Origin of the sequence: uncultured Friedmanniella sp. (genome assembly GCF_964244285.1) — a bacterium.
Classification (GTDB): Bacteria; Actinomycetota; Actinomycetes; order Propionibacteriales; family Propionibacteriaceae; genus Microlunatus.
In genome coordinates this window covers 94,816-121,634 of record NZ_CAXTHT010000006.1, presented here as the reverse complement: position 1 = coordinate 121,634, position 26,819 = coordinate 94,816, and the positions used below count along the sequence as shown (strand labels likewise).

Below are 26,819 nucleotides of genomic sequence, written 5' to 3'. Positions count from 1 at the left end.
GTGATGATGACCCGGTGCTGATCGAGGACGTGCGCAGTGCCCTGGTCGTCTTCGCCCACTGCGACGACGCGGAGTGGATGTTCGGCGGCACCGTCGCCCGGCTGGTCTCCCAGGGTGCCCGGGTGGACTACGTGGTCTGCACCGACGGTTCCAGCGGCGGCATCGACATGTCGGTCACCGATGCCGAGCTCGCCGCGACCCGGGCGGGGGAGCAGCGTGGTGCCGCCGCGGTGCTGGGCGTGACCGAGGTGGTGTTCCTGGGCCACGCCGACAGCCAGCTGCGGGTGACGCCGGAGCTGAAGCGGGACCTCGTCCGCCAGATCCGACGTTTCCGGCCCGACCTGCTGCTCACGATGACGCCGTCACGGCCGTTGGACGTTCCGATCGACTGGTCGCACAGCGACCACATGGCGGCCGGGGAGGCCGCGCTCCAGGCGGTCTACCCGGAGGCGCTGATGCCGCGGATCTACCCCGAGCTGCTGGCCGAGGGTCTGGAACCGCACGCGGTGCGCGAGGCCTGGGTGCCCGCGCTGGCCGACGCGGACCTCTACGTGGACGTCACTGCGGTGGCCGAGACCAAGATGGACGCGGTCTGGTGCCACGGGAGCCAGAACGGTGAGGCGAACGGCGACCGCGGTTGGATGTTCGAGCACCACATCGCTCCGCCCCTCCGCGAGGCCGGGCTGCGCATCGGCTGCCGCTACGCCGAACGCTTCCGCCGGATCCCGATCCGCCCCTGAGGGACTGCCTCGTGAGTACCGCCCCGAGACTGTCGAAAGCTCCGGAGACGTCGCGCCTCCTGCCGTCGGGGGGCCACGTCGCTGAGGTCTTGACAGCCGCCCCGCCGTGTAGCAGTGTCTCGCCCAGATTCGGGGCAATCGATTTGGGTGCACTCCGGACGTCTTGGCTCGCCACTCTCGGAAGGCGGTTCGATGAAGAACCTCAGATCGCGGACCCTACCCGTGCTGGCGGCCTCGGTGGCCCTGTCGGTGCTTGCTGCCTGTGGCGGCGGGGGCGGGGGCGGCGCTTCGACAGCGCCCCAGGCGTCGCAGGCGGGACCGGTCGCCGAGCCCACGTCCCCGGTGACGATCACGTTCTCCTCCTGGGTCGGCAACGACAAGGGCATGAAGGCGCTCTACGCCAAGTTCAAGACCGAGCATCCCAACATCACCGTGGAGTTCCAGGACGTCCCGGCCGAGGAGTCGGAGAAGAAGCTCACGACCCAGGTCGCCGGTGGCAACCCGCCCGACGCCGCGTACGTCGACGCGAGCAACGTGGCCACCTTCGCCCCGCGCAAGGCGCTGGTCGACCTCGAGAGCTACATGGCCCGCAGTGACGTCGCGAAGCCCGACGACTTCGTCGACGCGTTCCGCGCGCAGGCCACCGTCGACGGCAAGATGTACGGCCTGCCGTTCGACGGTGAGTCGACCGGCCTGTACTACCGCAAGGACCTCTTCCAGGCCGCTGGCATCACCGAACCCCCCAAGACCTGGGACGAGTTCACCGCCGCAGCCCAGAAGCTCACCGATCCGGCCAAGAAGCAGTACGGCTTCCAGGTGTTCGCGCCGGAGGCGGAGTACTACTTCTACCCCTGGCTCTGGCAGAACGGCGGCGAGCTGCTGAGCCAGGACGAGAAGACCTTCCTGCTCAACAACGACGCCGGCAAGCAGGCCGCGGACTACTACGTCGGGCTGAGCAAGTACTCCTCGCCGGACTACCTCAACTCGAACTCCTACGACGCGCGGATCGGCTTCGCTCAGGGCCAGATCGGGATGTACATGGCCGGTTCCTGGTTCGCCGGCACGCTCAGCGACGAGTTCCCGAAGATCGAGGGCAAGTGGGCCACCGCACCGCTGCCGAGTGGCACGGCCGGCTGCAAGACCACGATCGCCGGTGACGCGCTCGTGCTCTTCGCCAAGGGCAAGAAGCAGGACGCCGCCTGGAAGTGGATCGAGTTCTTGAACAAGCCGGAGAACATGGCCACCTGGACCTACAAGTCCACGGGCACCCTGCTGCCGCCGCGCACCGAGCTGCTGGACTCACCGGACCTCGTCAAGGAAAAGCCGGTCCTGAAGGGGTTTGCCGATCTGATGAAGTGCGGCGTCAACTACAACATCGCCAACAAGTCCTGGCCGCGCGTCACCGAGGAGCTGAACACCGAGCTCGGCAACGCGATGTTCAGCAAGGTCACCCCGACGGAGGCGTTGGACAACACGGCCGCAGAGTTCGACAAACTTGGGTCACGTTGACGACCTACCCCTCCTCCGCGCGACCGCTGCGCGCGGGGGAGCGGGTAGCTCCGCTCCCGCCCCGCCGCCGCAAGAGCGTGTTCTGGCGGATGCGGCGGAACTGGAGCGCGTATGCGTTCTTGTCGGTCCCGCTGCTGTTGTTCATGGTGCTCACGGTCTTCGCACTGCTCTTCGCCTTCTATCTGACGTTCCACGAGTGGAACGCGCTCGAGCCCGAGACGCCGTACGTCGGGCTCCGCAACTACTCCGACATGATCGCCGACGAGGCTTTCCGCGGCGCGATCGTCAACACGTTCTACTTCACCGCCGTGTCCGTCCCGGTGACAATGGCGGTCGGGCTGCTGATCGCCCTGCTGCTCAACCTGCCGCTCCGCGGCCGCGGCTTCCTGCGGACGCTCTACTTCCTGCCGGTGGTGACTCCATTCGTGGTCGTCGCGATCCTGTGGAAGTGGCTCTACAACGGCGACTTCGGGTTGTTCAACTTCTACCTGCTCAAGACGCACCTGATCGACTCGCCGCTGCTCTTCCTGTCCGACCAGAACCTGGCCATGCCCTCGGTGATCCTGATGAGCATCTGGTCCGGGGTCGGCTTCTCGATGGTCATCTACCTGGCTGCGCTGCAGGCCATTCCCGAAGACCTCTACGAGGCCGCGCGAGTGGACGGGGCGTCGGGGTTCTCGCGGCTGCTCTACATCACCGTCCCGATGCTGCGCCCGACCACCCTCTTTCTCGCGGTGATCGGGATCATCGGGGCCTTCCAGGTCTTCACCCAGATCTTCGTGATGACCAGCGGCGGACCGGCTGAGAAGACGACGACGGTCGTCTACTTCATCTACCTCGCCGCATTCAAGTTCTACGAGTTCGGCTACGCCAGCACACTCTGGTTCGGGCTGCTGGCCATCCTGCTGGTCTTCACCGTCATTCAGCTGCGGATCTACCGGAAGGGCGAGGAGTGAGCGGGTTCGCCGAACGCCGTCGGGGCCGGTCCGGACGGGCCGTCACCGCCCCTGCGGGCGCGGCCAGCGTGTCCGACGCGACGCCGCCGGAGGCCACGGAGGCCGTCTTCGTCTCAGCCGACGTGACGACACCACCGCTTCGGCGGCGCCGGTCCGGATGGTACTGGCTCGCCTACGTGATCCTGGTGCCGTTCGCGATCTTGTTCGTGGCACCCTTCGCCTGGCTGATCAGCGCCTCGTTCCAGAGCATCGGCGACATGTTCTCCTGGCCGCCGCAGTGGATCCCGAACAACCCGAGCACGACGGGTTACCAGAAGTTCCTCGGCATCGGCCCGCTGAAGGGCGACGAGAGCCCACAGGCGTGGCGCTGGTTCCTGAACAGCACCTTCGTCGCCGTGTCGGTGACGGTGCTGCAGCTGTTCTTCAACTCTCTCGCCGCCTACGTGTTCGCCAAGCGCGAGTTCCCCGGCAAGAACGCGATCTTCCTGCTCTTCCTCGCCACGATGATGATCCCGGGTCAGATCACGCTGATTCCGAACTACCTGGTGATCAAGCACATCCCGCTGTTCGGCGGGAACAACTTCCTCGGCCAGGGCGGCTCGGGCTGGCTCGATTCGTACTGGGGCTTGATCATGCCCGGCGTCGTCAGCGCTTTCGGCATCTTCCTGCTCCGGCAGTACATGGTCTCGATCCCCGACGAGCTGCTCGACGCAGCCCGCATCGACGGCGCGAACGAGTTCTCGATCTACTTCCGCGTCGTGCTGCCTCTCTGCGGACCTGCGCTCGCCGCGACCGGCATCTTCACCTTCCAGAGCGCCTGGGAAGACTTCTTCTGGCCGTTGATCATCGTCAGCAGCCCCGACCACTACACAGCCCCCCTGGGTCTGGCCCTCTTCGTGGTGGAGAAACGCACCCAGTGGGACGTGCTGTTCGCGGGCTCGGTGATCGCGACCCTGCCCATGATCATCGTCTTCATCATCTTCCAGCGCCGCTTCATCCAGGGCATCTCGGTCAGCGGCCTCAAGGGGTGACGGTCCTTCGGCAGACCCGGGCTGCGGTGGCCGACCGGGTCGAGTCGCTGCTCGGCGACGGTGGTGGGGTCCTCCGGCTCCGGCCCGCCTGGGTGGCACGGGACTTCCTGCCGCCCGGCCGCCGGCTCGGGCTGCCGGAGGAGGCCTACGACGTCGGTGAGCGGGGTGCGGTCTGCGAGCGCTGGCTGGCCTCCACCACCCCGGCGGACAACCGGCTGGCGGTGCCGGGGGAGGGGCTGTCAGGCGTCGACACCGAGGACGGGCAGCCGCTGTTGCTCGCCGACGCGGTCTCGGCCGCGCCGGAGCTGGTCCTCGGCCACGACTACGCCGGCGCACATCCCGGCGGACTGGGCCGGCTGCCCAAGCTCTTCGACTACGGTGCTCGACTGCCCTTCCACATCCACCCGCCCCAGGCGTACGCCTCGTTGGTCGGCCGGCAGCAGAAGGACGAGGCCTACCACTTCCTGCCCGACGTGGACCTCGGTCCGCACCCGGAGACCTTCCTCGGCGTGCACCCGCATCTCGCCGTCGGGCCGCGAGCGGAGGCCTTGCTGCCGTACCTCCAGGACTGGGACTCCGACCTGATCCTCACGACCTCCCGCGCCTACCTGCAGGTTCCGGGGGAGGGGTTCCACGTGCCCTCGGGCACCCTGCACGGCCCCGGTACCGCGCTCACGCTGGAGCTGCAGGAGGACTCCGACGTGCTGAGCATGTTCCAGGCCCTGAACGCGGGCCGGATCATCAGCAAGGAGCTGCTCTACAAGGACGTCCGGCCGGCCGACCGCGAGCGTGCGGGTGAGCGCGCTCCGCTCGGCTTCGTCGACTGGGAGCACAACGGCGACCCGGACCTCTACGCCGTCTCGCACCTGGCGCCTCGGCCGGTGGCCGGGTCGAGCGGGGAGTGGGGCCTACGCGAGTGGGTCTTCTACGGCACCTCCAAGTTCAGCGGCCAGCGGTTCACCGTTCGACCGGGGGCGCGGCTACGGGTCGCCGAGCCGGGGGTCTACAGCCTCTTCGCCTGGTCGGGCACGGGTACCTGGGCGGGGCACGAGCTCGTCGGCCGGACGCCCGGCCGCGATGAGCTGCTGGTCAGCCACGCGAAGGCCCTCGCCGGTGCTGAGGTGGTCAACCAGGGCGCGGGCCCGTTCGTGGTCTACCTGCTGTCCGGGCCGGACCTGCACCCGGCGCTTCCCATCGAGGATGGCCTCCGGTGAGCGCACCGGTGATCCTGGACACGGACCTGGCCATGGGCGCTCCGGGCAGTGACATCGACGACGGCTTCGCGCTGGCCCTGGCGGTCGCTGACCCCGGGCTCGACCTGCGGCTGGTGATCACGGTCAACGGCAACACCGACGTCGCGACCGCGACCACGCTGACCGCCGAGCTGTTGCAGCGGGTCGGCTCGCCCGACACGCCGCTGCACCGCGGTGCCCACCGGGCGCTCCTGCACCCGCCGAGCCGGCGTGGGCAGGTGCCGGACGACATCGCGGTCCGGCCGCCGCGGCCAGGGCACGCGGTCGCCGCGCTGGTCGAGGCCGTCACGGCCAGGCCGGGCGAGCTCATTCTGGTTGCTGTCGGACCGCTGACCAACGTGGCTCTGGCGATGCTCCTGGAGCCGGACTTCGCGGCGTCGCTGGGGCAGCTGGTGATCATGGGCGGCGTCTTCGCTGGTACCACCGGCTCGGCCGACCTGCCCGGAGAGTTCAACGTCTGGAGCGATCCCGAGGCGGCCCGCGTCGTGCTGCAGAGCGGGGTGCGGGCCACCTGGGTGGGACTGGACGTCACCCGCCAGGTCCGGCTGACGCGGGCGCAGGCGGTGGAGATGGCCGCGGACCCCCGGCCCTTCGTCGCCTTCGCGGGCGCCTGGTCCCGAGCCTGGATCGATCATCTCGCGGCCGGTGAGGAGGCCGGCGTGGACTCCTGCGCCCTGCACGACCCGCTCGCGGTGGCGGCGGTCAGTCGGCCGGAACTGCTGACGCTGGCTGAGGCGCACCTCGAGGTTCAGCTCGACGGGGTGGCCCGCGGCGTGATGGTCGCCGAGCGTGCGCTCCCGGGTGAGAGCCGGACCCCCAGCGGCCGCGAGCCCAACGCCCGGATCGCCGTGGGGGTGGACGCCGCCCGGTTCTCCCAGCACTTCCTCGACTGCCTGGGCCGGCTGTGACGACGGCAGCCGAACCGTTGCGGCTGGCCGTGATCGGCGCCGGTTCCCGAGGCATGACCTACGCCCGGCTCGGCGCGCGCAGTCATGGGGCGATCGTCACCGCGATCGCTGAGCCGCGGCGCCGTCGGCGCGAGGCGGCGGCGGCCGAGCTCGGCGTCCCGGCCGATCGGTGCACCGCCGACTGGCACGATCTGCTCGCCCGCCCCGACCTCGACGTCGACGCGGTGGTGGTCGCGACTCCCGACCGGCAGCACACGGAGCCGGCCCTTGCGGTGCTGGCGCGGGGTCTGCCGCTGCTGCTGGAGAAGCCGATGTCGCCCAGCCTGGAGGAGGCGGAGCAGATCGTCGCCGCGGCCGAGCGGTCCGGTGCCATCGTCTGCGTGGCCCACGTCCTGCGTTACCTGCCTTACACCGCCCTCATCAAAGACCTGCTCGACACCGGCGCGATCGGGGACGTGGTCAGCATCGAGCACCTCGAGCCCGTCGGCTGGTGGCACCAGGCGCACTCCTTCGTGCGTGGCAACTGGCGTCGGGAGGACGAGTCCAACCCGATGCTCATGGCCAAGTGCTGCCACGACGTCGACTGGCTCTCCCACCTGGTCGGTCGGCCCGCGGTCCGGGTGTCCTCGTTCGGCAGCCTCAGCCACTTCACGTCGGCGAACAAGCCCGAAGGCGCTGCGGCCCGATGCCTGGACTGCGCCGTCGAACCTGACTGCCCCTACTCGGCCCGCCGCATCTACCTGACGCACCTCGACGACCCCGCGGCCCGGGACTGGCCGCTGTCCGTCCTGACCGGGGACGTCACCGAGGCCGGCGTCACCGCCGCGCTCCGGGAGGGCCCGTACGGCCGCTGTGTCTACGACTGCGACAACGACGTGGTCGACCACCAGGTGGTCACCCTGGAGTACGAGGGCGGGGTGACCGCCTCGCTCACGATGACCGCGTTCACACCGATGGCGTTCCGCAAGACCCGCATCTTCGGCACCCGCGGCATGATCGAGGGTGACGGCTACCAGGTCTCCGTCTTCGACTTCCTGACCAGCCGCACCACCACCGTGCAGGTCGTCGACCCGACCGAGGCCGGGGCTGAGCTCGGTCACCTCGGCGCCGACGGTGCCCTCATCCGGAGCTTTCTGGCCGCCGTCCGCGACCGCGACCCGAGCCAGATCCTCACCTCAGCCGCTGAGAGCCTGCACACCCACGCCATCGTCTGGGCGGCCGAGCGAGCCCGCCGCCTGGGCACGGTCGAGACAGTCGCGCTTGCCTGAGCCCCACGGGGACGCGCGACCTCTTCGAGGCCCTCGACAGGCTCGGGACGCGCGGCCGACCAGGTAGCGGCCCGAGCTCGTCGAAGGCCCGGAAGGGGTTGCGCTTCTCTGACCTCAGCAGCCCGCGGCCGGCAGGTGACGGGCGGCCCAGGCGCCGAGCTCCTCGAGCACGGGGAGCAGCTCGCGGCCACCGGGGGAGAGCCGGTAGCTGACGCCCGGGGGGCGGGTGTCGGTGACGGTCCGCTCGACCAGACCGGCCTGGACCAGCTCGTTCAACCGGTCGGAGAGCACGGAGTCGGTGATGCTGCCCACACCGCGGCGGAGGTCCGCGAAGCCCAGCGGGCCGGTGCTGAGCGTGCCGAGGATGACGCCGTTCCAGCGCTTGCCCAGGAAGTCGAACGCCCGCCGGATGCCCTCGCCGCAGGCGGCCGTCTGGGCAGCCGCGCACGGGTGCACCGCCTCGACCAGCTCCGTCATGGGTCGATCGTACTCGCACTCGCTTCCGGCGTGCTGCTAGTCTTTCCCTAGCAGTCCGCTTCCTACCCGCATCGGAGTTCACCATGTCCTTGTTCCGCCTGGACGCCAGCATCCGCGTCGACGGATCCCACAGCCGCGAGATCGCCGACATCGTCGAGCAGGAGTGGCAGGCCGGCCACCCGCAGGCCGAGGTCGTCCGCCGCCACCTCGGCACCGACCCCGTCCCCGCCACCGCGTGGGCCACGGCCGTCGGCGCCGCCTACGTACCCGAGGACCAGCGTTCCGCCGACCAGCGCGCCGCCGCCGCCCTCGCGGCCGAGGCCGTCGACCAGCTGGTCGAGGCCGACGCCCTGCTGTTCGCCGTGCCGCTCTACAACTTCGGCGTCTCCCAGCACTTCAAGACCTGGGCCGACCTCGTGATCACCGACCCGCGGATGGCCGCCGGCGCCACCCCCGCCACCGCCGGCAAGCCGGCCGTCCTTGTCACCGTCCGTGGTGGCAGCTACGCCGCCGGGACGCCGCGCGAGGGATGGGACCACGCGACCGGCTGGATGCGGCGCATCCTCGCCGACGTCTGGCAGCTCAACCTCTCGGTGGTCGAGAGCGAGTTCACCCTCGTCGGGGTCAACCCGGCGCTGGACCAGTTCAAGGACCTGGCCGCCGACCTGCGCCGCCGGGCCGAGGGGGAGGCCCGCGAGCACGGCCGCTCGCTGGCCGACCTGGTCACCGTCTGAGAACCACCCCCGGCCCCCGGACTCCCTTGTTAGGGTCCGGGGGCCAGGGTGTGCGTTCTGAGGAGTGTGAGTTGTCGTCGGTGACCAGATGTCCTCGTTGACCGACCGCGACCTCCTCCGCGGGGAAGCCGCGACCCTGGACCCGCACGTCGAGGTGCCTCGCACCCTCGCCGAGCCGGCGCCCCGGGCCCTCGGGCTCCTCGACCAGCTCGGCCTGTGGGGCAACCTCGGGGTGAGCCTGCTGGGCTTCGGCGGCGCCGTCGTCCTGCTGCACCCCAACGGCCCGGACGCGCCCGGCCTGTCCCTGCTCGCTGCGCTCACGGCCACCGTCGTCGGGACCGTGCTGGGGGCCGGGGCGATCGCCCTGGCCGCGGTGGCGGGCGCCCGGACCGGCGCCCCCGGCATGATGCTGCTGCGCGGGCTCTTCGGCGCCCGGCTCTCCTACGTGCCCACCGTGCTCAACACCGTCCAGATGCTGGGCTGGAGCACGTTCGAGGTGGTGACCATCGCCACCGCGGCCGGCCAGCTGGTGCCCGCGGTCCCGGAATGGGTCTTCGTGGTGGTGATCGGTCTGCTGACCACCGGGCTGGCCCTGTGGCCGTTGACCACCGTCCGGGTGCTGCGTCGCTACGTCACCGTCGCGATGGTGGTGGCGCTGGGTTACCTCTTCGTGCAGCTCCTGCGGCAGCCCCTCCCCGCCGTCTCCGGAGGCGGCTGGTCCGGGTTCAGCATCGGCGTGGACACCACGCTCGCCGTGGCCGTCTCCTGGGTGCCGGTCGCGGCCGACTACACCCGGCACTCGCGCAGCGCCCGGGCCGCCGCGGTCGCGCCGCTGGTCGGCTTCAGCCTCAGCCAGGTTGCCTGCTACGCGCTGGGGCTGCTGGCTCTGCTCACCGTGGCCGGCGACCCGGAGCGCGTCTTCTCCTCGTTCCTGGCCGTCCCGCTCGGCGCGCTCGCCTTCGGCGTCCTGGTGCTGCGCGAGCTCGACCAGTCCTTCACCAGCGTCTACTCCACCACCGTCTCGCTGCAGAACCTGCGGCCGCGGTGGGACCGTCGGGCGATCGCGGTGGCGATCGGCGTCGTGGTCACCGTCCTGGCCCTGAACCTGGACATCTACGGCTACGCCAGCTTCCTCTCCCTGATCGGGTCGCTGTTCGTGCCGATGTTCGCGGTGCTGGTGGTCGACTACTTCCTGCTGGGCGGCCGGCGGAGGTGGAACCTCAGTGAGTCCGCGCGTCCCCGGCCGCTGATGCTGCTGCCCTGGGCGGTCGGCTTCGTGGTCTACCAGCTGATCTACCCCGGCCAGGTGAGCTGGTGGGCGAGCGCGTGGGAGGGCGTCGCCGCGGCCATCGGCTTCGTGCCGCAGAGCTGGATGAGCGCCTCGCTGCTCTCGTTCCTGTCCGCCGGGCTGGTCACCGTGGTCGTCAACCTCGCCACCCGTCGGACCATCCGCGCTGCCGGCTGACCCCGACCCCCGAGGAGAACGCTCCCCATGTCCCTGCTGGTCACCGCCGCCGAGCTGGCGGAGCTGCTGGACACGCCCACGCCGCCGCTCGTGCTCGACGTCCGCTGGACCCTCGCCCAGCCCGACGGCCGCCCGGCCTACCTGACCGGTCACGTCCCGGGCGCGGTGTTCGTCGACCTCGAGACGGAGCTGTCCGGGCACAGGGCCCCGACCGAGGGCCGGCACCCGCTGCCCGACGTCGCGGTGCTGCAGGACGCGGCCCGGCGCTGGGGTCTGCATGAGGGGCGGTCGGTCGTGGTCTACGACGACGCCGGCGGACTGGCCGCGGGCCGGGCCTGGTGGCTGTTGACCCACGCGGGTCTGACCGACGTCCGGCTGCTCGACGGGATGCTCCCGACCTGGCGCGCCGCCGGACTGCCCCTCGCTGAGGGCGACCAGCCGGCCGAGCCGGGCGACGTCACGCTGCACTACGGCAGCCTGCCCGTGCTGGGCCTCGAGGCCGCGGCCGCGTACCCGGAGCACGGGGTGCTGCTGGACGTGCGGGCACCCGAGCGCTACCGCGGCGAGGTCGAGCCGATGGACCCGACGGCGGGCCACATCCCGGGTGCGGTCAATGCGCCCACCGCCGCGAACCTGGACGCGGACGGCCGCTTCCTCGACGTACCCGCCCTGCAGGCCCGCTTCGCCGAGCTGGGCCTGGCGCCGGGCAGCGAGGTAGGCGTCTACTGCGGGTCGGGCGTCACCGCGGCCCACACCGCGGTGGCCCTGACCCTGGCGGGCTACCGGCCGGCGGTCTACCCCGGCTCGTGGTCGCAGTGGTCGAACCATCCCGACCGGCCGGTGGCTACCACCGGCCTGGACGGCCAGGAGTCGGTCAGCCCCGGCTGAGGGTGATCGGTTCGGCTCTCGCGCTGCTCCGCTCGGCTTGAGCGCTGCCCCGCTCGGCTCGAGCGCCGATCCCGGCGGGGAGCAGGTCGGCGACGGTGGTGCGGCCGAGCTCGGCCTCGATGGCCGCTGCCACGTCCCGGTCCAGGGCCACCAGCGACTGCTGGATGCTCCGGCCGACCGGGCAGTCCGGGTTGGTCCCGTGCAGCCCGAGCACCGGGTCGTCACCCTGCAGCAGGCGCCAGACCTGCGCAAGCGTCACGCGGCGCGGGTCGACCGCCAGCTCCCAGCCGCCATGGGCCCCGGCACGGGAGCGGACCAGGCCGGCCTCGCGCAGCGGACCCAGGATCCGGCGGATGTAAACCGGGTTGACGTCGGCGCTGCCCGACAGCGCCTCGGAGCTCACCGGGCGGTCCGCGCCCGCCCCGGCGAGGTAGGTGAGCACGTGCACCGCCACCGCGAACTGGGTGTTGGTGGTCCTGGGCACGACCCCATCTTGTCATATCGCAACCGCTCTGATTACAGTTGTAACCGCAACTGAATCGACTACGGATAGGAACTCCCATGACCATCGCGATCACCGGCGCGTCCGGCGCACTTGGACGGGCCACGGCCGAGCTGGTCCTCCAGCGGGTCGACCCGGCCCAGGTCGTCCTCACCACCCGTCACCCGGAGAGCCTGGCCGACCTCGCGGCGCGTGGCGCCGACGTGCGTCGGGCCGACTTCTCCGACGCGTCGACGCTGCCGGGCGCCTTCGCCGGTGTCGACCGGTTGCTGCTGGTCTCGACCGACACGGTGGGAGAGCGGCTGGACCAGCAGCGGGACGCCATCGCGGCCGCGGCCGCCGCGGGCGTGCAGCACGTGGTCTACACCTCGGTGCCCGAGCCGGTCGCGGCGAACCCGGCCGGGGTCGTTCCGGACCACGCCGGTACGGAGCAGGCGCTGCGGGACAGCGGCCTGACCTGGACGATGCTGCGCAACAACCTCTACGCACACATGCAGCTGCCCGTGCTCGAGCAGGCGGCGGCCTCGGGACAGCTGGTCACCAACACCGGCGACGGCGCGACCGCGTACGTGACGCGCGAGGACTGCGCCGCCGCGGCCGCCGCCGTCCTGACCACCGACGGGCACGACGGCCGGGCCTACGACATCACCGGGCCCGAGGCGCTGACCGCGGCCGACCTGGTCGCCCTCGCACGGCGCACCAGCGGTCGCGAGGTCGAGCTCGTCGCCCTCGACGACGACGCCTACCGTGCCGGACTGCGGTCCGCCGGCCTGCCGGAGCCGGTCGCGGACCTGCTCACCTCGTTCGGAGCGAGCGTCCGGGGCGGGTTCCTGGCCACCGTGAGCTCGGCCGTCCTCGACCTGACGGGACACCAGCCAACGGCTCTCGCCGACCTCGTCCCCGCAGCCTGACGGGCTCATCGACTGTGCGCTCCAGCAGGCGTCGAAGCGTGGCCAGCCTGCTGGGGCGCACCGTCGATCTCGGGACGGTACGGCCTGCCTGGACGAGCACGGCGTAGAGGCCATGCACCTCCGCCGGCCCGCCACTCCCGGCTTCCACTCCCCGAGACCGGAATGGGCGGAGTATCCCCACCGTTACGGTCGGGAACCGGCGTCCGAGGTTGGCGCCCGACACCACGGGTAGGAGGAGGGCGATGACCACCGCTGCTGTGACCGATACTCCCTCCGCCGGGCGCCAGGTGGTCCGGAGGCTCGGAGCCGACCGCGGAGCCGTCCTCGGGGCCGTGCTGATCGCCGTCTTCGTGCTGGCCGCCGCCCTCGCGCCGCTGGTGGTCCGCGTGTCCGGCCACAACCCGTACGACTACGACGTCGCTGCCCTCGCCGGCAGCGGCGCCCCCGCCGGCCGCTTGGGCGGCATCAGCGCGAACCACTGGTTCGGGGTCGAGCCGCTGACGGGCCGGGACCTCTTCGCGGTCGTGGTCTACGGCGCCCGTACCTCGATCCTGGTCGGCGTCGCCGCGACGGTGGTCTCGGTGGTGATCGGCGTGCTGGTCGGCCTGGTGGCGGGGTACGCGGGCGGCTGGACCGATCGGCTGCTGAGCCGCGCGACCGACGTGGTCTTCGGCTTCCCGGGGCTGATCTTCATGATCGCTCTCGGGGCCATCGCGCCCGCCTGGCTGCCCAAGTCGGCACTGATCGTGCTGGTGATCGGCTTCTTCGGCTGGCCGCCGATCGCCCGGGTGGTCCGCGGCCAGACGCTGCTGTTGGCCGAGCGCAACTACGTCGTCGCCTCCCGCGCCGCCGGGGCGGGTGCCGCGCACATCATCTTCCGGCAGATCCTGCCCAACCTGAGCGCCACGATCATCGTCTTCGCCACCATCTCGATCCCCGGCAAGATCGGCGCCGAGGCCGCCCTGTCCTTCCTCGGCGTCGGCGTCCCGCCGCCCACCCCGGCCTGGGGGCGCTCGATCGGCGAGGCGATCGGCTGGGTGCAGACCGACCCGATGTTCCTGATCTTCCCCGGCGCGGCCCTGTTCTTGATCACCTTGGCCTTCAACCTCTTCGGCGACGGGCTGCGCGACGCGCTCGACCCCCGGTCGGCGAGCCTGCGCCGATGAACGAGAGTTTCCTGCGTTTTCTCGCCGGCCGGCTGCTGGGCATGGTCGCCGTGCTGTTGATCATCGCCTTGATCAGCTACGTGATCTTCTACCTGCTGCCGGCCAACCCCGCCCAGCTCTCGTGCGGCCGACCGTGCACCCCCGACCGCCTGGCCCAGGCTGAGGCCTTCATGGGCTACGACCAGCCGTGGTGGCGGCAGTTCGGCGCGTTCCTCGGTGGGTTGGTCGGGGGCCGGACCTACGGCACGGGCGCGGCCGCCATCCAGTGCGCGGCGCCCTGCTTCGGCTACTCGTTCCGGCTGCACTCCTCGGTCACCGAGCTGATCCTCACCCGGCTGCCGGTGACCTTCTCGATCGCTCTCGGGGCGGCCGTGCTGTGGCTGGTGATCGGGGTGGCGACCGGTGTGGTCTCCGCGCTGAAGCGTGGGTCGGTCACCGACCGGCTGCTGATGACCGCCGCCGTCGCCGGCGTCTCCGCCCCCGCGTACCTGGTGGGGCTGCTGGGCATCCTGCTGTTCGGCTTCACGCTCAACATGGTCCCGGTCGCGGGTTACGTGCCGCTCACCCAGAGCCCCGTCGACTGGGCCTGGCACCTGGTGCTGCCGTGGCTGGTGCTGGCCTTCCTGAACGCCGCCCTGTACACCCGGCTGACTCGCGGCGAGATGCTCGAGGTGCTGGGGGAGGACTACATCCGCACCGCCCGGGCCAAGGGGCTGAGCGAGCGGCGCACCGTCAGCCACCACGCCCTGCGCAACGTGCTGATCCCGGTGGCCACCGTCTTCGGCCTCGACCTCGGCGGCCTGCTCGGCGGCGCGGTGATCACCGAGAAGGTGTTCTCGATGCAGGGCCTGGGCGCCCTGCTGCTCGACGCCGTGGGCAACCTGGACCTACAGGTGCTGGTCGGCGTCACCCTGTTCTCGGCCTTCGTGATCGTCGTCGCGAACTTCCTCGTCGACCTCACCTACGGCCTGCTCGACCCCCGCGTGAAGGCGCGCGCCGGCTGAGCCCGTTCCCATCCGTGCCCTGAGCCTGACTCCGCTCCCTGAGCCTGACCAAGGGCGCACCGATCCGCACCACCCCCGAGAGGACCTATCTCTGATGAAGCGCGCGACCACCGTCGGCGCCCTGCTGGCGGCCGGCACCCTGCTGCTGGCCGGCTGCAACGCCAACCCCAGCACCCCCGCCGGGAGCTCCAGCGCTCCCGTGACCAAGGGCGGTGACCTCAGCATCCTGACCTCCCAGACCGAGATCAGCTTCGACCCGGCGAAGAGCCAGAGCCTGGCCATCACCTCGCTCGGCCTGGTCGAGCGCCGGCTGACCACCTGGGACATCACGCCCGGTCAGGAGGCCAAGTACGTGCCTGACCTGGCCACCGACACCGGCACGTCCAGCAACGGCGGCAAGACCTGGACCTACACGCTCAAGGACGGCCTGACCTACGACGACGGCACGCCGATCACCAGCGGCGACATCAAGTACGGCATCGAGCGCTCGTTCGCGCCCGAGCTGTCCGGCGGCCTCGGGTACCACAAGTCGCTGCTGGCCGGTGCTGCGAACTACAAGGGCCCCTACGACGGCAAGGAGCTGTCGTCGATCAAGACCCCGGACGACAAGACGATCGTCTTCGAGCTCAACACCCCCTACGGCGACTGGCCCTGGATCGCCTCGATGCCCGCGTTCACTCCGGTGCCGAAGGCCAAGGACACCAAGCCCGCCACCTACGGGGAAAAGCCTGCGGCCTCCGGCCCGTACGAGGTCGAGTCCTACTCCCAGGGAGTCGCACTGAAGCTGGTCCGTAACCCGAAGTGGAGCGCGGCGACCGACACCGTCCGGACGGCCGGTCCGGACACCATCACCTTCACGATGAGCCAGGACGCCACGGTGGCCGCCCAGTCGCTGATCGCCGACAGCGGCGAGGCGCAGACCTCGTTCGGTGCCCAGTTCGTGCCGCCCGCGCAGCTGGCCCAGGCGCAGGGCAACCCGACGGCGAAGAGCCGGCTGGTCACCTCCGACCCGGGTGCGCTGGCCTACCTGGCCTTCAACACCGCGCGCGGCGCGCTCAAGGACGTCAAGGTCCGCCAGGCGCTCGAGTACGCCGCCGACCGGCAGGCCTTCCTGCTCGCCTCGGGCGGGGACATCTCGGGCGCGGCCGCGACCACGTTGATCACCCCGGGCATCCCCGGGCGGGCCGACTACGACCTGTACCCCGCCCCGGCCACCGGTGACATCGACAAGGCCAAGCAGCTGCTGGCCGCCGCCGGTCACGCCACCGACCTGAGCCTGAACCTCGTCGTGCAGAACGACTCGGTCTCCCTGGCCCAGGGCCAGGCGATCCAGCAGGGCTTCGCGAAGGCCGGCGTCAAGGTGACGCTGGTGCCGCTGGACCAGAACACCGCCATCGAGCGGGTCACCGCCGGGTCCGGCGACTACGACATGTACATCGGCAGCTGGCAGCCGGACTTCCCGAGCCCGAACGGCAACATCCAGCCCCTGTTCGACTCCAGTCAGATCGGCGGCGGGGGCTTCAACATCTCCCGCTACAAGAACGCCGGCGTCGACGCGGCCATCGCCAAGGCCACCGGCACCGTGGACCAGGCCGACGCGGCGACCCAGTGGGCGGCGATCGACAAGACGATCATGGGCGACGCGCCGGTCATCCCGCTGACCTACACGAAGAACTCCTTCATGCACGGGTCCAAGGTGCAGAACTTCCAGATCGGAGCCTTCCCGGCCTACCCGAACTACCTGAAGGTGACGCTGAGCCAGTGAGCGACGAGCCTGGGCAGCGCGTGCTGGCCGCGCCTGTGCTGACGGTCGAGGGGATCACCGTCGCCTTCGCGGCCGCTGGCGCGCGCCGTCCCAGGCCGCCGCGCGAGGTGGTCCACGGGGTCGGCTTCGCCCTCGAGCGGGGACGGGTGCTGGCCCTGGTCGGGGAGTCCGGCTCGGGCAAGAGCGTGACGGCGATGGCGCTGCTCTCGCTGCTGCCCCGCAACGCCCGGGTCGGCGGCTCGGCCGTGCTCACCGGACCGGACGGGCAGGCCACCGAGCTGATCGGGGCCTCGGCCACCGAGCTGGCCGGCGTCCGGGGCAGGAGGATTGCGGCGATCTTCCAGGAGCCGATGAGCGCGCTCAACCCGGTCTTCCGGATCGGGGACCAGATCGCCGAGGCGGTCGAGATCCACCAGCCTGACCTCGGCCGTGACGGGGTCCGGCGACGGGTGCTCGAGCTGCTCGAGCTGGTCGCCGTCCGCGACCCCCGGCGGATCGCCCGGGCCTACCCGCACGAGGTGTCCGGCGGCCAGCTGCAGCGGGCGATGATCGCGATGGCCATCAGCAACGACCCGGCCGTCCTCATCGCGGACGAGCCGACCACGGCCCTGGACGTCACGGTCCAGGCCGGGATCCTCAGCCTGCTGCGGGACCTGACCGACCGGCTCGGGACGGCGGTGCTCCTGATCACCCACGACATGGGGGTGGTCGCCGACGTCGCGGACGAGGTCGCGGTGATGCGCGGCGGCGCCATCGTGGAGAGCGGGCCGACAGGCCGCATCTTCGCCAGGCCGGAGGCCGACTACACCCGTTCGCTGCTCCAGGCCGTGCCCCACCTCACCCGTCCTTCCGCAGGTCCAGGGAGCGGGGCTCAGCTCTCCTCCCCGGGGACAGGTTCCGAGAGCCGGCCGGCGGCTGAGCTCGCCGACGCGTCCGTGGTCTACGGCGGCCGGGCCGGCGAGGTACCTGCGGTGGACGGAGTCTCGCTCACCATCGCGCCGGGAGAGTTCCTGGGCCTGGTGGGGGAGTCGGGCTCGGGCAAGTCGACGGTCGGCCGGGCGCTGGCCGGACTGGTGCCTCTGACCTCGGGCCAGGCACGGTTGGCCGGCATCGACCTGGCCGGCGCGTCCCGCCGGGTGCTGCGCGAGGCGCGTACGCACCTCGGCATCGTGTTCCAGGACCCGGCCTCCAGTCTCAACCCGCGGCACAGCGTCGGTCGCAGCATTGCCGAGCCGCTGCAGCTGCACGGCACCTCCGACCCGACCGCCCGCCGGGAACGGGTCGAGGAGCTGCTGGACCGGGTCCGGCTCGGCCGCGACCTCGCCGGCCGGCTGCCACACGAGCTGTCCGGGGGGCAACGGCAGCGGGTCGCCCTGGCCCGGGCTCTGGTGGACCACCCGGCCCTGCTGATCGCCGACGAGCCCACCAGCGCTCTCGACGTCTCGGTTCAGGCCACCGTGCTGGAGCTGCTGGCCGAGCTGCAGCGCGACCTGGGCTTCGCCTGCCTGTTCATCAGCCACGACCTCGCCGTGGTCGGTGCCGTCACCTCCCGCGTCGCGGTGATGTACGACGGCCGGCTCGTGGAGTCCGGGCCCACCGCCGACGTGCTCTCCGACCCGGCTGAGGCCTACACCCGGCGCCTCCTCGCCGCCGTCCCCGTGCCCGACCCCGTCGCTCAGGCCGAGCGGCGCCAGGCCTGGGACGCGTTGGAGGTCTCAAGGCGATAGTCCGTGAACGAAGGAGGGGAGCATGCCGCCTTCGTTTACGAACTATCCAGCGCCAGGGTTCGCCGCACCAGGGCCCCCACCGCCTCGGCCTCCAGCAGGAAGCCGTCGTGGCCGAACCTCGACGGCAGCACGTCCAGGGAAGGACAGGTGGGGATCAGCTCGGCCAGCTCCTGCTGCAGCCGCAGTGGGTAGAGACGGTCGGAGTCGATGCCGGCCACCACCACCGGTACCCCGACGCCGCGCAGGGCCGCCGCCACCCCGCCCCGGCCGCGGCCGACGTCGTGGCTGTTCATGGCCTCGGTGAGAGTGACGTAGCTGCCGGCGTCGAAGCGTCCGACCAGCTTGCCGGCCTGGTGGTCGAGGTAGGACTGGACGGCGTACAGGTCCCCGCGACCCGGTTGGCGCTGCCGGCCGAAGCGCTCGTCCAGCTCGCGCTCGCTGCGGTAGCTCAGGTGGGCCAGCCGACGGGCCAGGCCCAGCCCCACCGCAGGGAACGAGCCGGCCGCCAGGTAGTCACCGCCCTGCCAGGCAGGGTCGGAGGTGACGGCCAGGATCTGTGCGCTCTGCAGGCCGATCTGGTCGGCGGTGACGGCGGCGCCGGTGGCCAGCACCAGGGCCGCGCCCACCCGTCCGGGCCAGCTCACCGCCCACTCCAGGGCCCGCATGCCGCCCATCGAGCCGCCCACGACGGCGGCCCAGCGTTCGATCTTCAGCGCGTCCGCCAGCCGACGCTCGACCTCCACCTGGTCGCGGATCGTGACCACCGGGAACCGTGAGCCCCACGGCCGTCCGCTCGAGCTGCTGGAGAAAGGCATGAGCGACGAGGGACCCGTCGTGCCCTGGCAGCCTCCCAGCACGTTGCTGGACACGACGTACCAGCGGTCGGTGTCGAGCGCCCGACCCGGCCCGACCAGCGCGTCCCACCAGCCGGCCGTCGGCTGGCCCGGTCCGGCCGGACCGGTGACGTGCGCGTCGCCGGTCAGCGCGTGCTCGACCAGGACGGCGTTGGCGATCCGGCCGGCCTCGAGCCGGGGGGTGCCCGCCGTCTCGTACGCGACGGTCAGCCCGGGCAGCTCCGTCCCGGACTCCAGGGGCAGGTGCCCGAGTTCGGCGAACCGGCGGGCCGCGACCGGGTCGCCGGCCCGCCAGCCGCCGTACCTCACGCTCGGCTCAGGATGTGGGCCGCGGTCAGGCTGACTTCGCCGCGCGGAACCCGGCGTCCAGGTCGGCCAGGATGTCGTCGATGTGCTCCAGGCCGACGGCGAGCCGGACCAGACCCTCGGTGACGCCGGCCTTGACCCGCTCGTCCGGCGACAGCTGCGAGTGCGTTGTCGAGGCCGGGTGGATGACCAGGCTGCGTACGTCGCCGATGTTCGCGACGTGGCTGTGCAGCTCGAGCGCCTCGACGAACGTCCGGCCCGCCTCGATCCCACCCTGGATCTCGAACGACAGCACCCCGCCGGTGCCGAGCGGCGCGTACTTCTGGCCCCGCTCGTACCAGGGACTGGCGGGCAGGCCGGCGTAGTTAACGCTCTCCACCTCGTCCCGGTCGGCCAGCCACGTGGCCACGGCGGTGGCGTTCTGGACGTGCCGCTCCAGCCGGAGGCTGAGGGTTTCGATGCCCTGGCTGATCAGGAACGCGTTGAACGGCGAGACCGACGAGCCGAGGTCGCGGAGCAGCTGGACGCGGGCCTTGAGCACGAACGCCAGGTTCGCCCCCAGCGCCGAGCCGACCCCGAGGTCGCGGGCGTAGACCAGGCCGTTGTAGGAGGCGTCGGGGGTGTTGAAGCCGGGGAACCGCTCGGGCTGGGCCGCGTAGTCGAAGCGACCGCTGTCCACGATCACGCCGCCGATCGCGGTGCCGTGGCCGCCGAGGTACTTGGTGGCGGAGTGGATCACCACGTCCGCGCCCCACTCGATCGGCCGGATCAGGTACGGCGTGGCGATGGTGTTGTCGACCATCAGGGGTACTCCGGCCTCGTGCGCGACGCTGGCGACGCCCTCGATGTCCAGCACGTCGATCTGCGGGTTGGAGATCGTCTCGGCGAAGAACGCCTTGGTGTTCGGCTTGACCAGCGCGCGCCAGTTGTCCAGGTCGTCAGGCTCCTCGACGAAGCTGACCTCGATGCCGAGCTTGGCGAAGCTGTAGTGGAACAGGTTGTAGGTGCCCCCGTAGAGGCGGGCGCTGGAGACGATGTGGTCCCCGGCCTCGGCCACGTTGAGCAGCGCGATGGTCTCGGCGGCCTGCCCGCTGGCCACCAGCAGTGCCCCGACGCCGCCCTCCAGCGAGGCCAGCCGCTGCTCGACCGCGTCCTGGGTGGGGTTCATGATCCGGGTGTAGATGTTCCCGAACTGCTTCAGGGCGAACAGGTCGGCGGCGTGGTCGGTGCTGTCGAAGGTGTAGGAGGTGGTCTGGTAGATCGGCAGCGCGCGCGCGTGGGTGGCGGCGTCCGCGGTCTGCCCGGCGTGGATCTGGCGGGTCTCGAAGGACCAGGTGTCGCTCATCGAAAGCTCCTCTGCAGGTGTCCGGCGGTAACGGTCACGTTACCTACTTCTGCGCTGGGGAAGAGGGGTCCGCTCGCAGGCTGGACCTGTCCGCAGCGGCGTCCTCACTGCACCGCCGAGGTCAGCCGGGTCAGGTCGTCGACCAACCGGTGCCGCCGGGTGCGCTCGGACCACTCGGCGGTGGTGAGCTCGCGTGACACCGCGCGGTAGCCGTCCTCGACGGCCCGCAGCTCCTCGATGAACGAGCGGCCGCAGACCATCAGCATCAGCTCCAGGTCGAGCTGGAACGAGCGGATGTCCATGTTCGAGGAGCCGACCACCGCCACGTCGTCGTCCACCGAGAGGTGCTTGGCGTGCAGGATCGAGGGCGCCGGGTAGAGGTAGATCCGGACACCGGCCTCCAGCAGGTCGGCGTAGTAGGAGTGCTGGGCGTGGAAGACGAAGAACTGGTCGCCGATCACGCCCACGAACAGCTCCACCGCGACCCCCCGCCGGGCGGCGGTCAGGATCGCCCCCAGGAGTGACTCGTCGGGCACGAAGTAGGGGCTCGTGATGCTGACCCGCTTCGAGGCGTAGTAAAGCAGCGAGTTGAACAGGGCGAGGTTGTTCTCGGTCCGGAAGGCCGGTCCGCTCGGGGCGATCTGGGCCAGCAGCTCACCCCGGCCGTCCGGCAGCGTCTCCGTCTCGCCGGGGTCGTCGATCAGGACGTCGGTCTCGGAGAACCAGTCGGTGGCGAAGACCGCGTCCAGCTCGCGGACCACCGGCCCACGCACCTGCGCCAGCAGGTCGCGCCACTGCAGGCCGCGACGCCGGTTCGCCCGCTTGTCGTAGCCCGGGTCGATCAGGTTGAGCGACCCCACGTAGCCGAGCTGCCCGTCGGCCACCAGCAGCTTGCGGTGGTTGCGCAGGTCGGGGCGCTGGTAGCGGCCCCGCAGCGGCTGAACCGGCAGCATCAGCCGCCACTCCGCGCCCATCCGGTCCAGCTCGGCGCAGGTGCGCCGGTAGCCCGGGTAGGGGCGGGAGCCCAGGTGGTCGAACAGCACCCGCACCCGGACGCCGCGCTGCACCGCGTCTGAGAGGGCAGCGAAGAAGGGTGACGTGGTCTCGTCCAGGGACAGGATGTAGAACTCGACGTGCAGGTACCGGCGGGCGTCCCGGACGGCGGCGACCAGCGCGTCGAGCTGCTCGTCGAAGCTGGTCAGCAGCCTCGCGTCGTTCGCCCCCAGCAGGGGCATCGCCCCGACGGTCCGGTTGAGCCGGGCCACGGCCGGGAGCCACTCGGGCGCCCCGGGCAGCTGCGGGGCGTGTTCCAGCGCCTGGGTCCGCTCGGTGATCAGCTCGTCCATGCTCTGCTGCCGCTGCTGGCGCACCCGCGGCAGCTTCGAGCTGCCGATCAGCACGAACAGCAGCAGCCCCACCACCGGCAGGAAGCTGATCAGCAGGATCCAGGCCAGGGCCGAGGAAGGCCGGCGGTTGCGGGGAGCCACGACCAGCGCGACCACCACCATGACCACCAGCAGCAGACCCAGGACGCCGGCGCCGGTCAGCTCGGACAGGAACGAGTCGATGGCTGCTCCTCCCGGGTCGGCTGCGCGCGAGCCTACTGCGCTCGACCGGTGCCGGCACTCTCCGGCCGGCCCTTCCGGAGCGGGACGGATCGCGCAAGACTGACCGGGACCCGAGGAGCCCCATGCCCACCACGATCACCGTCATCTTCGACAACCCCACCGACCCTGCGGCCTTCGAGGCCGGCTACGCCGACGGGCTGGTCGATCTCGCTCGAGCCCTGCCCGGGCTGCAGCAGCTCGAGACGTCCAAGGTGTGGCCGAAGGAGGACGGCAGCCCCACTCCCGCCTACCGGATGATGGTGCTCACCTTCGCCGACTACGACAGCGCGAGCGCGGCTACGACCACCGAGGCGGCCGGCGCCTTCTTCCCGGCGGTGCTCGGCCTGGCGACCGGTGGCGTGCGGCTGGTGTTCTTCGACGTCGAGGAGTCCGTGAGGCTCTGAGGTCCTGACCGGTATCAGGCCGCGCCCCCTCCGCTCCTGGAGGAGACGGGGCGTCTCCGGGGGTGGTCGAGATGATCCTGGGGCATTCCTGAGGTGCTCTTGGGCGCGCGGCGGGAGGGGGTTGAGGTCGCCCCGGCACCGTGGGGGCCATCGCCACAACGGCCGCTCCTCGCCCGAGGTCGGCCGCCGCCGGAGGGGGCCAGACCAACTGTGGACAGGAGCACCAGATGTCAGTCGACGTCACGACCGACCTCCTACCGCGCGGGCTCGGGCTGCCGGTGAGACCGGAGCGTGTCCCGCTGCACCTGGTCCGCGACCCGCACCCCGCCTACGCGGCGCAGCAGGCCTTCGCGGACGAGTCAGACCGGGTCCTCCGGCTGGCCGGGGCCAGCGGCCAGCGTCTGGCCACCGCGCTCTACCTGGTGCTCCGTCAGCATCACGCCGTCCCCGAGCTGGACCCTGACGGGGGGTCGCACCTGACCTGCGCGGAATGCCGCCCGACCGACCGCGACCCCGCCGACCAGTACCCGTGCCCGACCGCAGAGCACGCCTTCTGGGCCCTCGACGCCGTCCTGCGCTGACCGGGCGTCCGGGCCGGGGTCCGGGTCCGGGTCGGTCAGTCGATCAGCCCGCGCCGCCGGGCCACCGCGGCCGCCTCCGTCCGGCTGTGCGCTGACAGCTTGGCCAGGATGTTCGACACGTGCACGCTCGCGGTCTTGGTGCTGACGTAGAGCTGCTCACCGATCTCGCGGTTGCTCAGGCCCTGGGCCACCAGTACCAGCACCTCGCGCTCCCGCGGGGTCAGCACCTCCACCGACGGCGGCCGGACCAGCGGCCGCAGCTCGGCCACCAGGGGAGCCGCGTCCAGCTGCTGGGCCGTCTCCAGGGCGGCGGCGGCCACGGACGGCGCCCGCCCGGCGTCGTCGGTGCCCCGCAGCGCCATCGCCCACCGCGCGGCCGAGCGGGCCTGCTCGTACCGGTGCCCGTACGCGGCGAAGGCGGCCGTCGCCTCCGACCACGCCGTGGCCTGGGCGGCGACGTCCACCGGCTCGCCGGCGGCCCGCCGGAGCCGGCCCAGCTCGGCCCGCAGCCGCAGCAGCCAGGCGTTGCTCTCGGCCCCACGCTCGGGTCGGCGGCCCATCCCGACCGCGAGCTCGGCCCGGGCGGCCTGCTCGACGGCGTGCTCGAGCAGCTCGGCCCGGCGTCCCGGCGGCAGGCTCGGCAGGCCGGCCGCGAGCTGGCCCAGCAGCAGCGCCGTCAGCCGGATCCGCGCCTGCGGGTTGTCGACGTGCCACGCCCGCCGCAGGCACGCCAGCACCTCGTCGTGCACGGCGACCGCCTCGTCGAGCTCGCCGGGCCCGTGCAGGTCGATGGCCGCCGCCCCGCTGTGGACGGCGATCATCCCGTCGGCCGGCCAGTACGGCCGGACCCGCTCCAGCAGGGCGGGCCAGCCCGCTGTCCGGCCCCGTGCGGCCCGGACGCCCAACGCGATGCCGAGCAGGCCGGCCGCCGCGAGCCCGGGGGCGTCGTCGAGGTGCCCGGTCAGCTCCTCGACCAGCTCCCACCGGCCCAGCTGGTAGGCGACGAGCGCGGCCTGGACCCGGGCTTCGGAGCCGTACGGGGCGAACGGCTGGCCGAGCTCGGTGCTGCGGTCGGCCGCCTGCCGGAGGGTGGCCAGCGCCTGGGGCAGGTCGCCCTGCTCGTGCTCGATGCTGGCCAGCTGGAAGAGCACCCGGACCTCCGCCGGCCCGTCGGCCCCCCGGACGGCGGCGTGCAGCTCGGTCAGCACGCGTCGCGAGGTCGCGGCGTCCCCACCGCGCTCGGAGACCCGGGCCAGGGTGGTGTGCAGTGAGGCGTTGACCGACCCTGTCCGCAGCTCCGGCGGCATGGCCAGGCCCTCCTCGACCCAGCGCAGCGCCTCGACCTCACGACGGGCTCCACGCAGGGCGGCCGCGTGGATGGCCACGGCGCGCGCCCGCAGCGCTGTTGGTGGATCGGCCGGGACGAGCTGCACGGCCTCCGACGACGCCGCCAGCTCGTCGGTCCCGGATTCGGTCAGCACCGCCGACTCGGCCACCGCGACGAGCAGCCGGCCCCGCTGCTCCGGCGTGGCCGTCGGTGGCAGCGAGCGCAGCTGGCCGACCGCCACCGACTCCGCCCGGGGGAGTGAGCCGGCTGCCAGCAGGGCGCCGACCGCCTTCTCGGTCACCGCGACCCGCGCCGCGATCCCCGCCCCCTCGTCAAGCCCGTCGGCGGTCCCGCTGGTGAGAGACCCGTCGGCCGCGGCGACGTCGAGGGCGAGCAGGTAGTGCCGGGCCGCCTCGTCGGGCCCCTGGGCGGCGAGCGCCTCGTCGCCGGCGCGCAGGCTGGCCGCGTACGCGGTGGCGTGGTCGTCGGCGGCGATGGCGTGCCGGGCGACGTCGGCGGCCGTCCCCGGGGCGCCGTCGGGAAACGTCTGGCCGGTCAGCGCGGCCACGTACGCCGTGTGCAGCCGGCGTCGCTCGCCCGGCATCAGGTCTTCATAGACCGCTTCGGCGAGCATCGAGTGCCGGAAGCGGTAGCCGTCGTCCTCGGCCACCAGGACGTGGAACTCCACCGCCGCCCGGACGGCGTCCTCGAAGCGGCCCTGGTCCAGGCCGGTGACGGCGCCGAGGACGCGGTCGCGGACCGAGCGGCCGGCCGCCGAGGCGGCCCGCACCACCTGGGCGGCATCCGGTTCGAGGTGGTCCAGCCGCAGCAGCAGCAGGCCGGCCAGGTCACGCGGCAGGGCGTGGCTGCCGACGGCCGCCACCAGCTCCTCGGTGAAGAACGCGTTGCCCTCCGCCCGCTCGACCACCGCCGCAAGCTGGGCGGCCGCCATCGGCTCAGGGTGCAGCGCGACGACCAGCGCGCGGACCTGGTCGTCGGACAGCGGAGCCAGCTCGAGCCGTCGGACGCCGGGCAGCCGGGACCAGCCGGCGGCGATGCTGCGCAGCGGGTGCCGTCGGTGCAGGTCGTCGCTGCGGTAGCTGGCCACCAGCGAGACGGGCACGGTGAAGCGTCGGGTGAACAGGTAGCTGACCAGGTCGCAGGTCGAGCGGTCGGCCCAGTGCAGGTCCTCCAGGACCACCAGCAGTGGCGCCTCGCGGCCGAGAGCGGCCAGCACGGCGTAGATCGACTCGAAGAACGCACCCCGGTCGAGCGTGTCGACGGCTCCGGACCCGGCGGTCGCCGGCAGCAGCCGGCGGACCGCGGGCCAGCGTCCGGCCAGGCTCTCCATCAGCTCGGGCCGGTTCGCCTGCAGCCGAGCGGCGATCTCGGCGAAGGGCAGGTAGGGCAGCGGGCTGCCCCCGAGGTCGAGGCAGTGCCCGGTGGCCACCCGCCAGCTCTGCTCGCCCGCCTGGGCCGTCAGCGCCGCCAGCAGCCGCGACTTGCCGATCCCCGCGTCCCCGCTGAGCAGGACGGCTCCCGGGGCGGGCGGCGAGGTCACCCCGGCCAGCCGGGCCAGCGTCGCCAGCTCGACGTCACGCCCGGTGAGCGGGACGGCGGCGGGGAGGGGAGGCACGGTCGTCATTGTGGTCCACGGGTCTGACACCGGGCCGGCTCCACGTCCTACCGGGTGGCCCCTAGGTACCTCAGACCCGAGCCGGCGGCCGACCTGAGACCAAGATCAGGCATCCGCCCCATGTCCTGCCCCCCACCTCAGCACCAGGTTGGAGCCATCGGAACCACCCCGGTTCCGCAGGCTCAGGAGACGGACATGACCGACGACTACAGCTACCTGTTCGACTACAAGATGCGGATGGCCGACCTCCAGGACATCGCCGCGATGGACCGGATGGCCGCCGACCTGCGACCTCAGTCGGCCCTCAGCCGCTGGGCGGAGCAGCGCGTGAACCTGCGGAGCGCCCGCCGTCAGTCCGGGTGGGTCGCCCGGCACCGCCAGGCCCGGCACGCCTCCTGAGAGGGGCGATCCGGTGTCTTCTGCCCTCGCTCCGCTCGGGCGATCCGGGTCCTCGT

The 26,819-nt window shown here is 71.9% G+C and carries 24 protein-coding genes; 18 read left to right on the top strand and 6 right to left on the bottom strand.

Features of this window, described 5'->3' with window-relative positions; translation table 11 throughout:
* The first annotated feature begins 14 nt into the window (after window positions 1-14).
* The 7 genes from ACFE7W_RS15260 (at window position 15) to ACFE7W_RS15230 (ending at window position 7,665) form a co-directional block, all read left to right on the top strand.
* Entirely contained in the window at window positions 15-740 is a 726-nt protein-coding gene (locus ACFE7W_RS15260) for a PIG-L deacetylase family protein (RefSeq protein WP_375425665.1), read from the top strand.
* Between the two features lie 192 nt (window positions 741-932).
* A complete protein-coding gene (locus tag ACFE7W_RS15255; protein ID WP_375425664.1) occupies window positions 933-2,249 on the top strand; it encodes an ABC transporter substrate-binding protein in 1,317 nt (438 codons plus the stop codon).
* Window positions 2,246-3,205 (top strand): carbohydrate ABC transporter permease, encoded by a 960-nt coding sequence (locus ACFE7W_RS15250; protein ID WP_375425663.1) that lies wholly within the window; start codon window positions 2,246-2,248, stop codon window positions 3,203-3,205. Before ACFE7W_RS15255 ends, ACFE7W_RS15250 begins: the two co-directional genes overlap by 4 nt.
* A complete protein-coding gene (locus ACFE7W_RS15245) occupies window positions 3,202-4,236 on the top strand; it encodes a carbohydrate ABC transporter permease (RefSeq protein WP_375425662.1) in 1,035 nt (344 codons plus the stop codon). The genes ACFE7W_RS15250 and ACFE7W_RS15245 overlap by 4 nt, the downstream gene beginning before the upstream one ends.
* A complete protein-coding gene (locus tag ACFE7W_RS15240) occupies window positions 4,233-5,450 on the top strand; it encodes a hypothetical protein (protein ID WP_375425661.1) in 1,218 nt (405 codons plus the stop codon). The genes ACFE7W_RS15245 and ACFE7W_RS15240 overlap by 4 nt, the downstream gene beginning before the upstream one ends.
* Entirely contained in the window at window positions 5,447-6,397 is a 951-nt protein-coding gene (locus tag ACFE7W_RS15235; protein WP_375425660.1) for a nucleoside hydrolase, read from the top strand. The genes ACFE7W_RS15240 and ACFE7W_RS15235 overlap by 4 nt, the downstream gene beginning before the upstream one ends.
* A complete protein-coding gene (locus ACFE7W_RS15230) occupies window positions 6,394-7,665 on the top strand; it encodes a Gfo/Idh/MocA family protein (protein WP_375425659.1) in 1,272 nt (423 codons plus the stop codon). Before ACFE7W_RS15235 ends, ACFE7W_RS15230 begins: the two co-directional genes overlap by 4 nt.
* A 114-nt stretch (window positions 7,666-7,779) precedes the next feature.
* On the opposite strand, the gene ACFE7W_RS15225 is transcribed toward ACFE7W_RS15230, so the two are convergent.
* The gene (locus tag ACFE7W_RS15225; protein ID WP_375425658.1) at window positions 7,780-8,142 is read right to left on the bottom strand and encodes a winged helix-turn-helix transcriptional regulator; all 363 of its coding nucleotides are present in this window, start codon (window positions 8,140-8,142) and stop codon (window positions 7,780-7,782) included.
* 83 nt (window positions 8,143-8,225) lie between these two features.
* On the opposite strand from ACFE7W_RS15225, the gene ACFE7W_RS15220 reads away from it, so the two are divergent.
* From ACFE7W_RS15220 to ACFE7W_RS15210, 3 genes are all read left to right on the top strand, one after another.
* Window positions 8,226-8,876 (top strand): FMN-dependent NADH-azoreductase, encoded by a 651-nt coding sequence (locus tag ACFE7W_RS15220; RefSeq protein ID WP_375425657.1) that lies wholly within the window; start codon window positions 8,226-8,228, stop codon window positions 8,874-8,876.
* Window positions 8,877-8,964: 88 nt separating this feature from the next.
* Window positions 8,965-10,341, top strand: a complete 1,377-nt coding sequence (locus tag ACFE7W_RS15215) for a purine-cytosine permease family protein (protein ID WP_375425656.1) — start codon at window positions 8,965-8,967, stop codon at window positions 10,339-10,341.
* Window positions 10,342-10,368: 27 nt separating this feature from the next.
* Entirely contained in the window at window positions 10,369-11,229 is an 861-nt protein-coding gene (locus tag ACFE7W_RS15210) for a sulfurtransferase (protein ID WP_375425655.1), read from the top strand.
* Here ACFE7W_RS15210 and ACFE7W_RS15205 read toward each other — a convergent pair.
* Window positions 11,216-11,713, bottom strand: coding sequence for an Rrf2 family transcriptional regulator (locus ACFE7W_RS15205; RefSeq protein WP_375425654.1), 498 nt, complete (start codon window positions 11,711-11,713; stop codon window positions 11,216-11,218). The two genes, ACFE7W_RS15210 and ACFE7W_RS15205, sit on opposite strands and share 14 nt — an antisense overlap.
* A gap of 77 nt (window positions 11,714-11,790) precedes the next feature.
* On the opposite strand from ACFE7W_RS15205, the gene ACFE7W_RS15200 reads away from it, so the two are divergent.
* The 5 genes from ACFE7W_RS15200 (at window position 11,791) to ACFE7W_RS15180 (ending at window position 18,304) form a co-directional block, all read left to right on the top strand.
* Window positions 11,791-12,642, top strand: coding sequence for an SDR family oxidoreductase (locus tag ACFE7W_RS15200; RefSeq protein ID WP_375425653.1), 852 nt, complete (start codon window positions 11,791-11,793; stop codon window positions 12,640-12,642).
* Between the two features lie 242 nt (window positions 12,643-12,884).
* Window positions 12,885-13,808 (top strand): ABC transporter permease, encoded by a 924-nt coding sequence (locus tag ACFE7W_RS15195; RefSeq protein WP_375425652.1) that lies wholly within the window; start codon window positions 12,885-12,887, stop codon window positions 13,806-13,808.
* Complete coding sequence (locus ACFE7W_RS15190) at window positions 13,805-14,812, top strand: ABC transporter permease (RefSeq protein WP_375425651.1); 1,008 nt, start codon at window positions 13,805-13,807, stop codon at window positions 14,810-14,812. Before ACFE7W_RS15195 ends, ACFE7W_RS15190 begins: the two co-directional genes overlap by 4 nt.
* A gap of 94 nt (window positions 14,813-14,906) precedes the next feature.
* A complete protein-coding gene (locus tag ACFE7W_RS15185; RefSeq protein ID WP_375425650.1) occupies window positions 14,907-16,577 on the top strand; it encodes an ABC transporter substrate-binding protein in 1,671 nt (556 codons plus the stop codon).
* Window positions 16,574-18,304: a dipeptide ABC transporter ATP-binding protein gene (locus ACFE7W_RS15180; RefSeq protein WP_375425649.1), complete on the top strand. Its 1,731-nt coding sequence runs from the start codon at window positions 16,574-16,576 to the stop codon at window positions 18,302-18,304. The genes ACFE7W_RS15185 and ACFE7W_RS15180 overlap by 4 nt, the downstream gene beginning before the upstream one ends.
* A 35-nt stretch (window positions 18,305-18,339) precedes the next feature.
* Here ACFE7W_RS15180 and ACFE7W_RS15175 read toward each other — a convergent pair whose 3' ends face one another.
* The 3 genes from ACFE7W_RS15175 to cls all read right to left on the bottom strand — a co-directional run bounded on the left by ACFE7W_RS15175 (window position 18,340) and on the right by cls (window position 22,323).
* The gene (locus ACFE7W_RS15175; RefSeq protein WP_375425648.1) at window positions 18,340-19,467 is read right to left on the bottom strand and encodes a homoserine O-acetyltransferase; all 1,128 of its coding nucleotides are present in this window, start codon (window positions 19,465-19,467) and stop codon (window positions 18,340-18,342) included.
* 25 nt (window positions 19,468-19,492) lie between these two features.
* Window positions 19,493-20,809 (bottom strand): bifunctional o-acetylhomoserine/o-acetylserine sulfhydrylase, encoded by a 1,317-nt coding sequence (locus tag ACFE7W_RS15170; RefSeq protein ID WP_375425647.1) that lies wholly within the window; start codon window positions 20,807-20,809, stop codon window positions 19,493-19,495.
* A 104-nt stretch (window positions 20,810-20,913) separates the two neighbouring features.
* Complete coding sequence (gene cls / locus ACFE7W_RS15165) at window positions 20,914-22,323, bottom strand: cardiolipin synthase (protein ID WP_375425646.1); 1,410 nt, start codon at window positions 22,321-22,323, stop codon at window positions 20,914-20,916.
* 176 nt (window positions 22,324-22,499) lie between these two features.
* Between cls and ACFE7W_RS15160 the strand changes: the two genes are divergently transcribed.
* Both ACFE7W_RS15160 and ACFE7W_RS15155 read left to right on the top strand, forming a co-directional pair.
* Window positions 22,500-22,820: an EthD family reductase gene (locus ACFE7W_RS15160; RefSeq protein ID WP_375425645.1), complete on the top strand. Its 321-nt coding sequence runs from the start codon at window positions 22,500-22,502 to the stop codon at window positions 22,818-22,820.
* 227 nt (window positions 22,821-23,047) lie between these two features.
* Window positions 23,048-23,401, top strand: a complete 354-nt coding sequence (locus ACFE7W_RS15155) for a hypothetical protein (protein WP_375425644.1) — start codon at window positions 23,048-23,050, stop codon at window positions 23,399-23,401.
* A 35-nt stretch (window positions 23,402-23,436) separates the two neighbouring features.
* Here ACFE7W_RS15155 and ACFE7W_RS15150 read toward each other — a convergent pair whose 3' ends face one another.
* On the bottom strand, window positions 23,437-26,364 hold the full coding sequence (locus tag ACFE7W_RS15150) for an AAA family ATPase (protein WP_375425643.1): 2,928 nt from the start codon (window positions 26,362-26,364) through the stop codon (window positions 23,437-23,439).
* A gap of 195 nt (window positions 26,365-26,559) precedes the next feature.
* Between ACFE7W_RS15150 and ACFE7W_RS15145 the strand changes: the two genes are divergently transcribed.
* Window positions 26,560-26,763 (top strand): hypothetical protein, encoded by a 204-nt coding sequence (locus tag ACFE7W_RS15145; RefSeq protein WP_375425642.1) that lies wholly within the window; start codon window positions 26,560-26,562, stop codon window positions 26,761-26,763.
* Window positions 26,764-26,819 lie beyond the last annotated feature (56 nt).

Bases quoted from the DNA above. Each gene is read 5' to 3' on its own strand.
- ACFE7W_RS15255 (WP_375425664.1), top strand. From the start codon at position 933: ATGAAGAACCTCAGATCGCGGACCCTACCCGTGCTGGCGGCCTCGGTG.
- ACFE7W_RS15225 (WP_375425658.1), bottom strand. From the start codon at position 8,142: ATGACGGAGCTGGTCGAGGCGGTGCACCCGTGCGCGGCTGCCCAGACG.
- ACFE7W_RS15220 (WP_375425657.1), top strand. From the start codon at position 8,226: ATGTCCTTGTTCCGCCTGGACGCCAGCATCCGCGTCGACGGATCCCAC.
- ACFE7W_RS15215 (WP_375425656.1), top strand. From the start codon at position 8,965: ATGTCCTCGTTGACCGACCGCGACCTCCTCCGCGGGGAAGCCGCGACC.
- ACFE7W_RS15210 (WP_375425655.1), top strand. From the start codon at position 10,369: ATGTCCCTGCTGGTCACCGCCGCCGAGCTGGCGGAGCTGCTGGACACG.
- ACFE7W_RS15200 (WP_375425653.1), top strand. From the start codon at position 11,791: ATGACCATCGCGATCACCGGCGCGTCCGGCGCACTTGGACGGGCCACG.
- ACFE7W_RS15195 (WP_375425652.1), top strand. From the start codon at position 12,885: ATGACCACCGCTGCTGTGACCGATACTCCCTCCGCCGGGCGCCAGGTG.
- ACFE7W_RS15190 (WP_375425651.1), top strand. From the start codon at position 13,805: ATGAACGAGAGTTTCCTGCGTTTTCTCGCCGGCCGGCTGCTGGGCATG.
- ACFE7W_RS15185 (WP_375425650.1), top strand. From the start codon at position 14,907: ATGAAGCGCGCGACCACCGTCGGCGCCCTGCTGGCGGCCGGCACCCTG.
- ACFE7W_RS15170 (WP_375425647.1), bottom strand. From the start codon at position 20,809: ATGAGCGACACCTGGTCCTTCGAGACCCGCCAGATCCACGCCGGGCAG.
- ACFE7W_RS15160 (WP_375425645.1), top strand. From the start codon at position 22,500: ATGCCCACCACGATCACCGTCATCTTCGACAACCCCACCGACCCTGCG.
- ACFE7W_RS15155 (WP_375425644.1), top strand. From the start codon at position 23,048: ATGTCAGTCGACGTCACGACCGACCTCCTACCGCGCGGGCTCGGGCTG.
- ACFE7W_RS15145 (WP_375425642.1), top strand. From the start codon at position 26,560: ATGACCGACGACTACAGCTACCTGTTCGACTACAAGATGCGGATGGCC.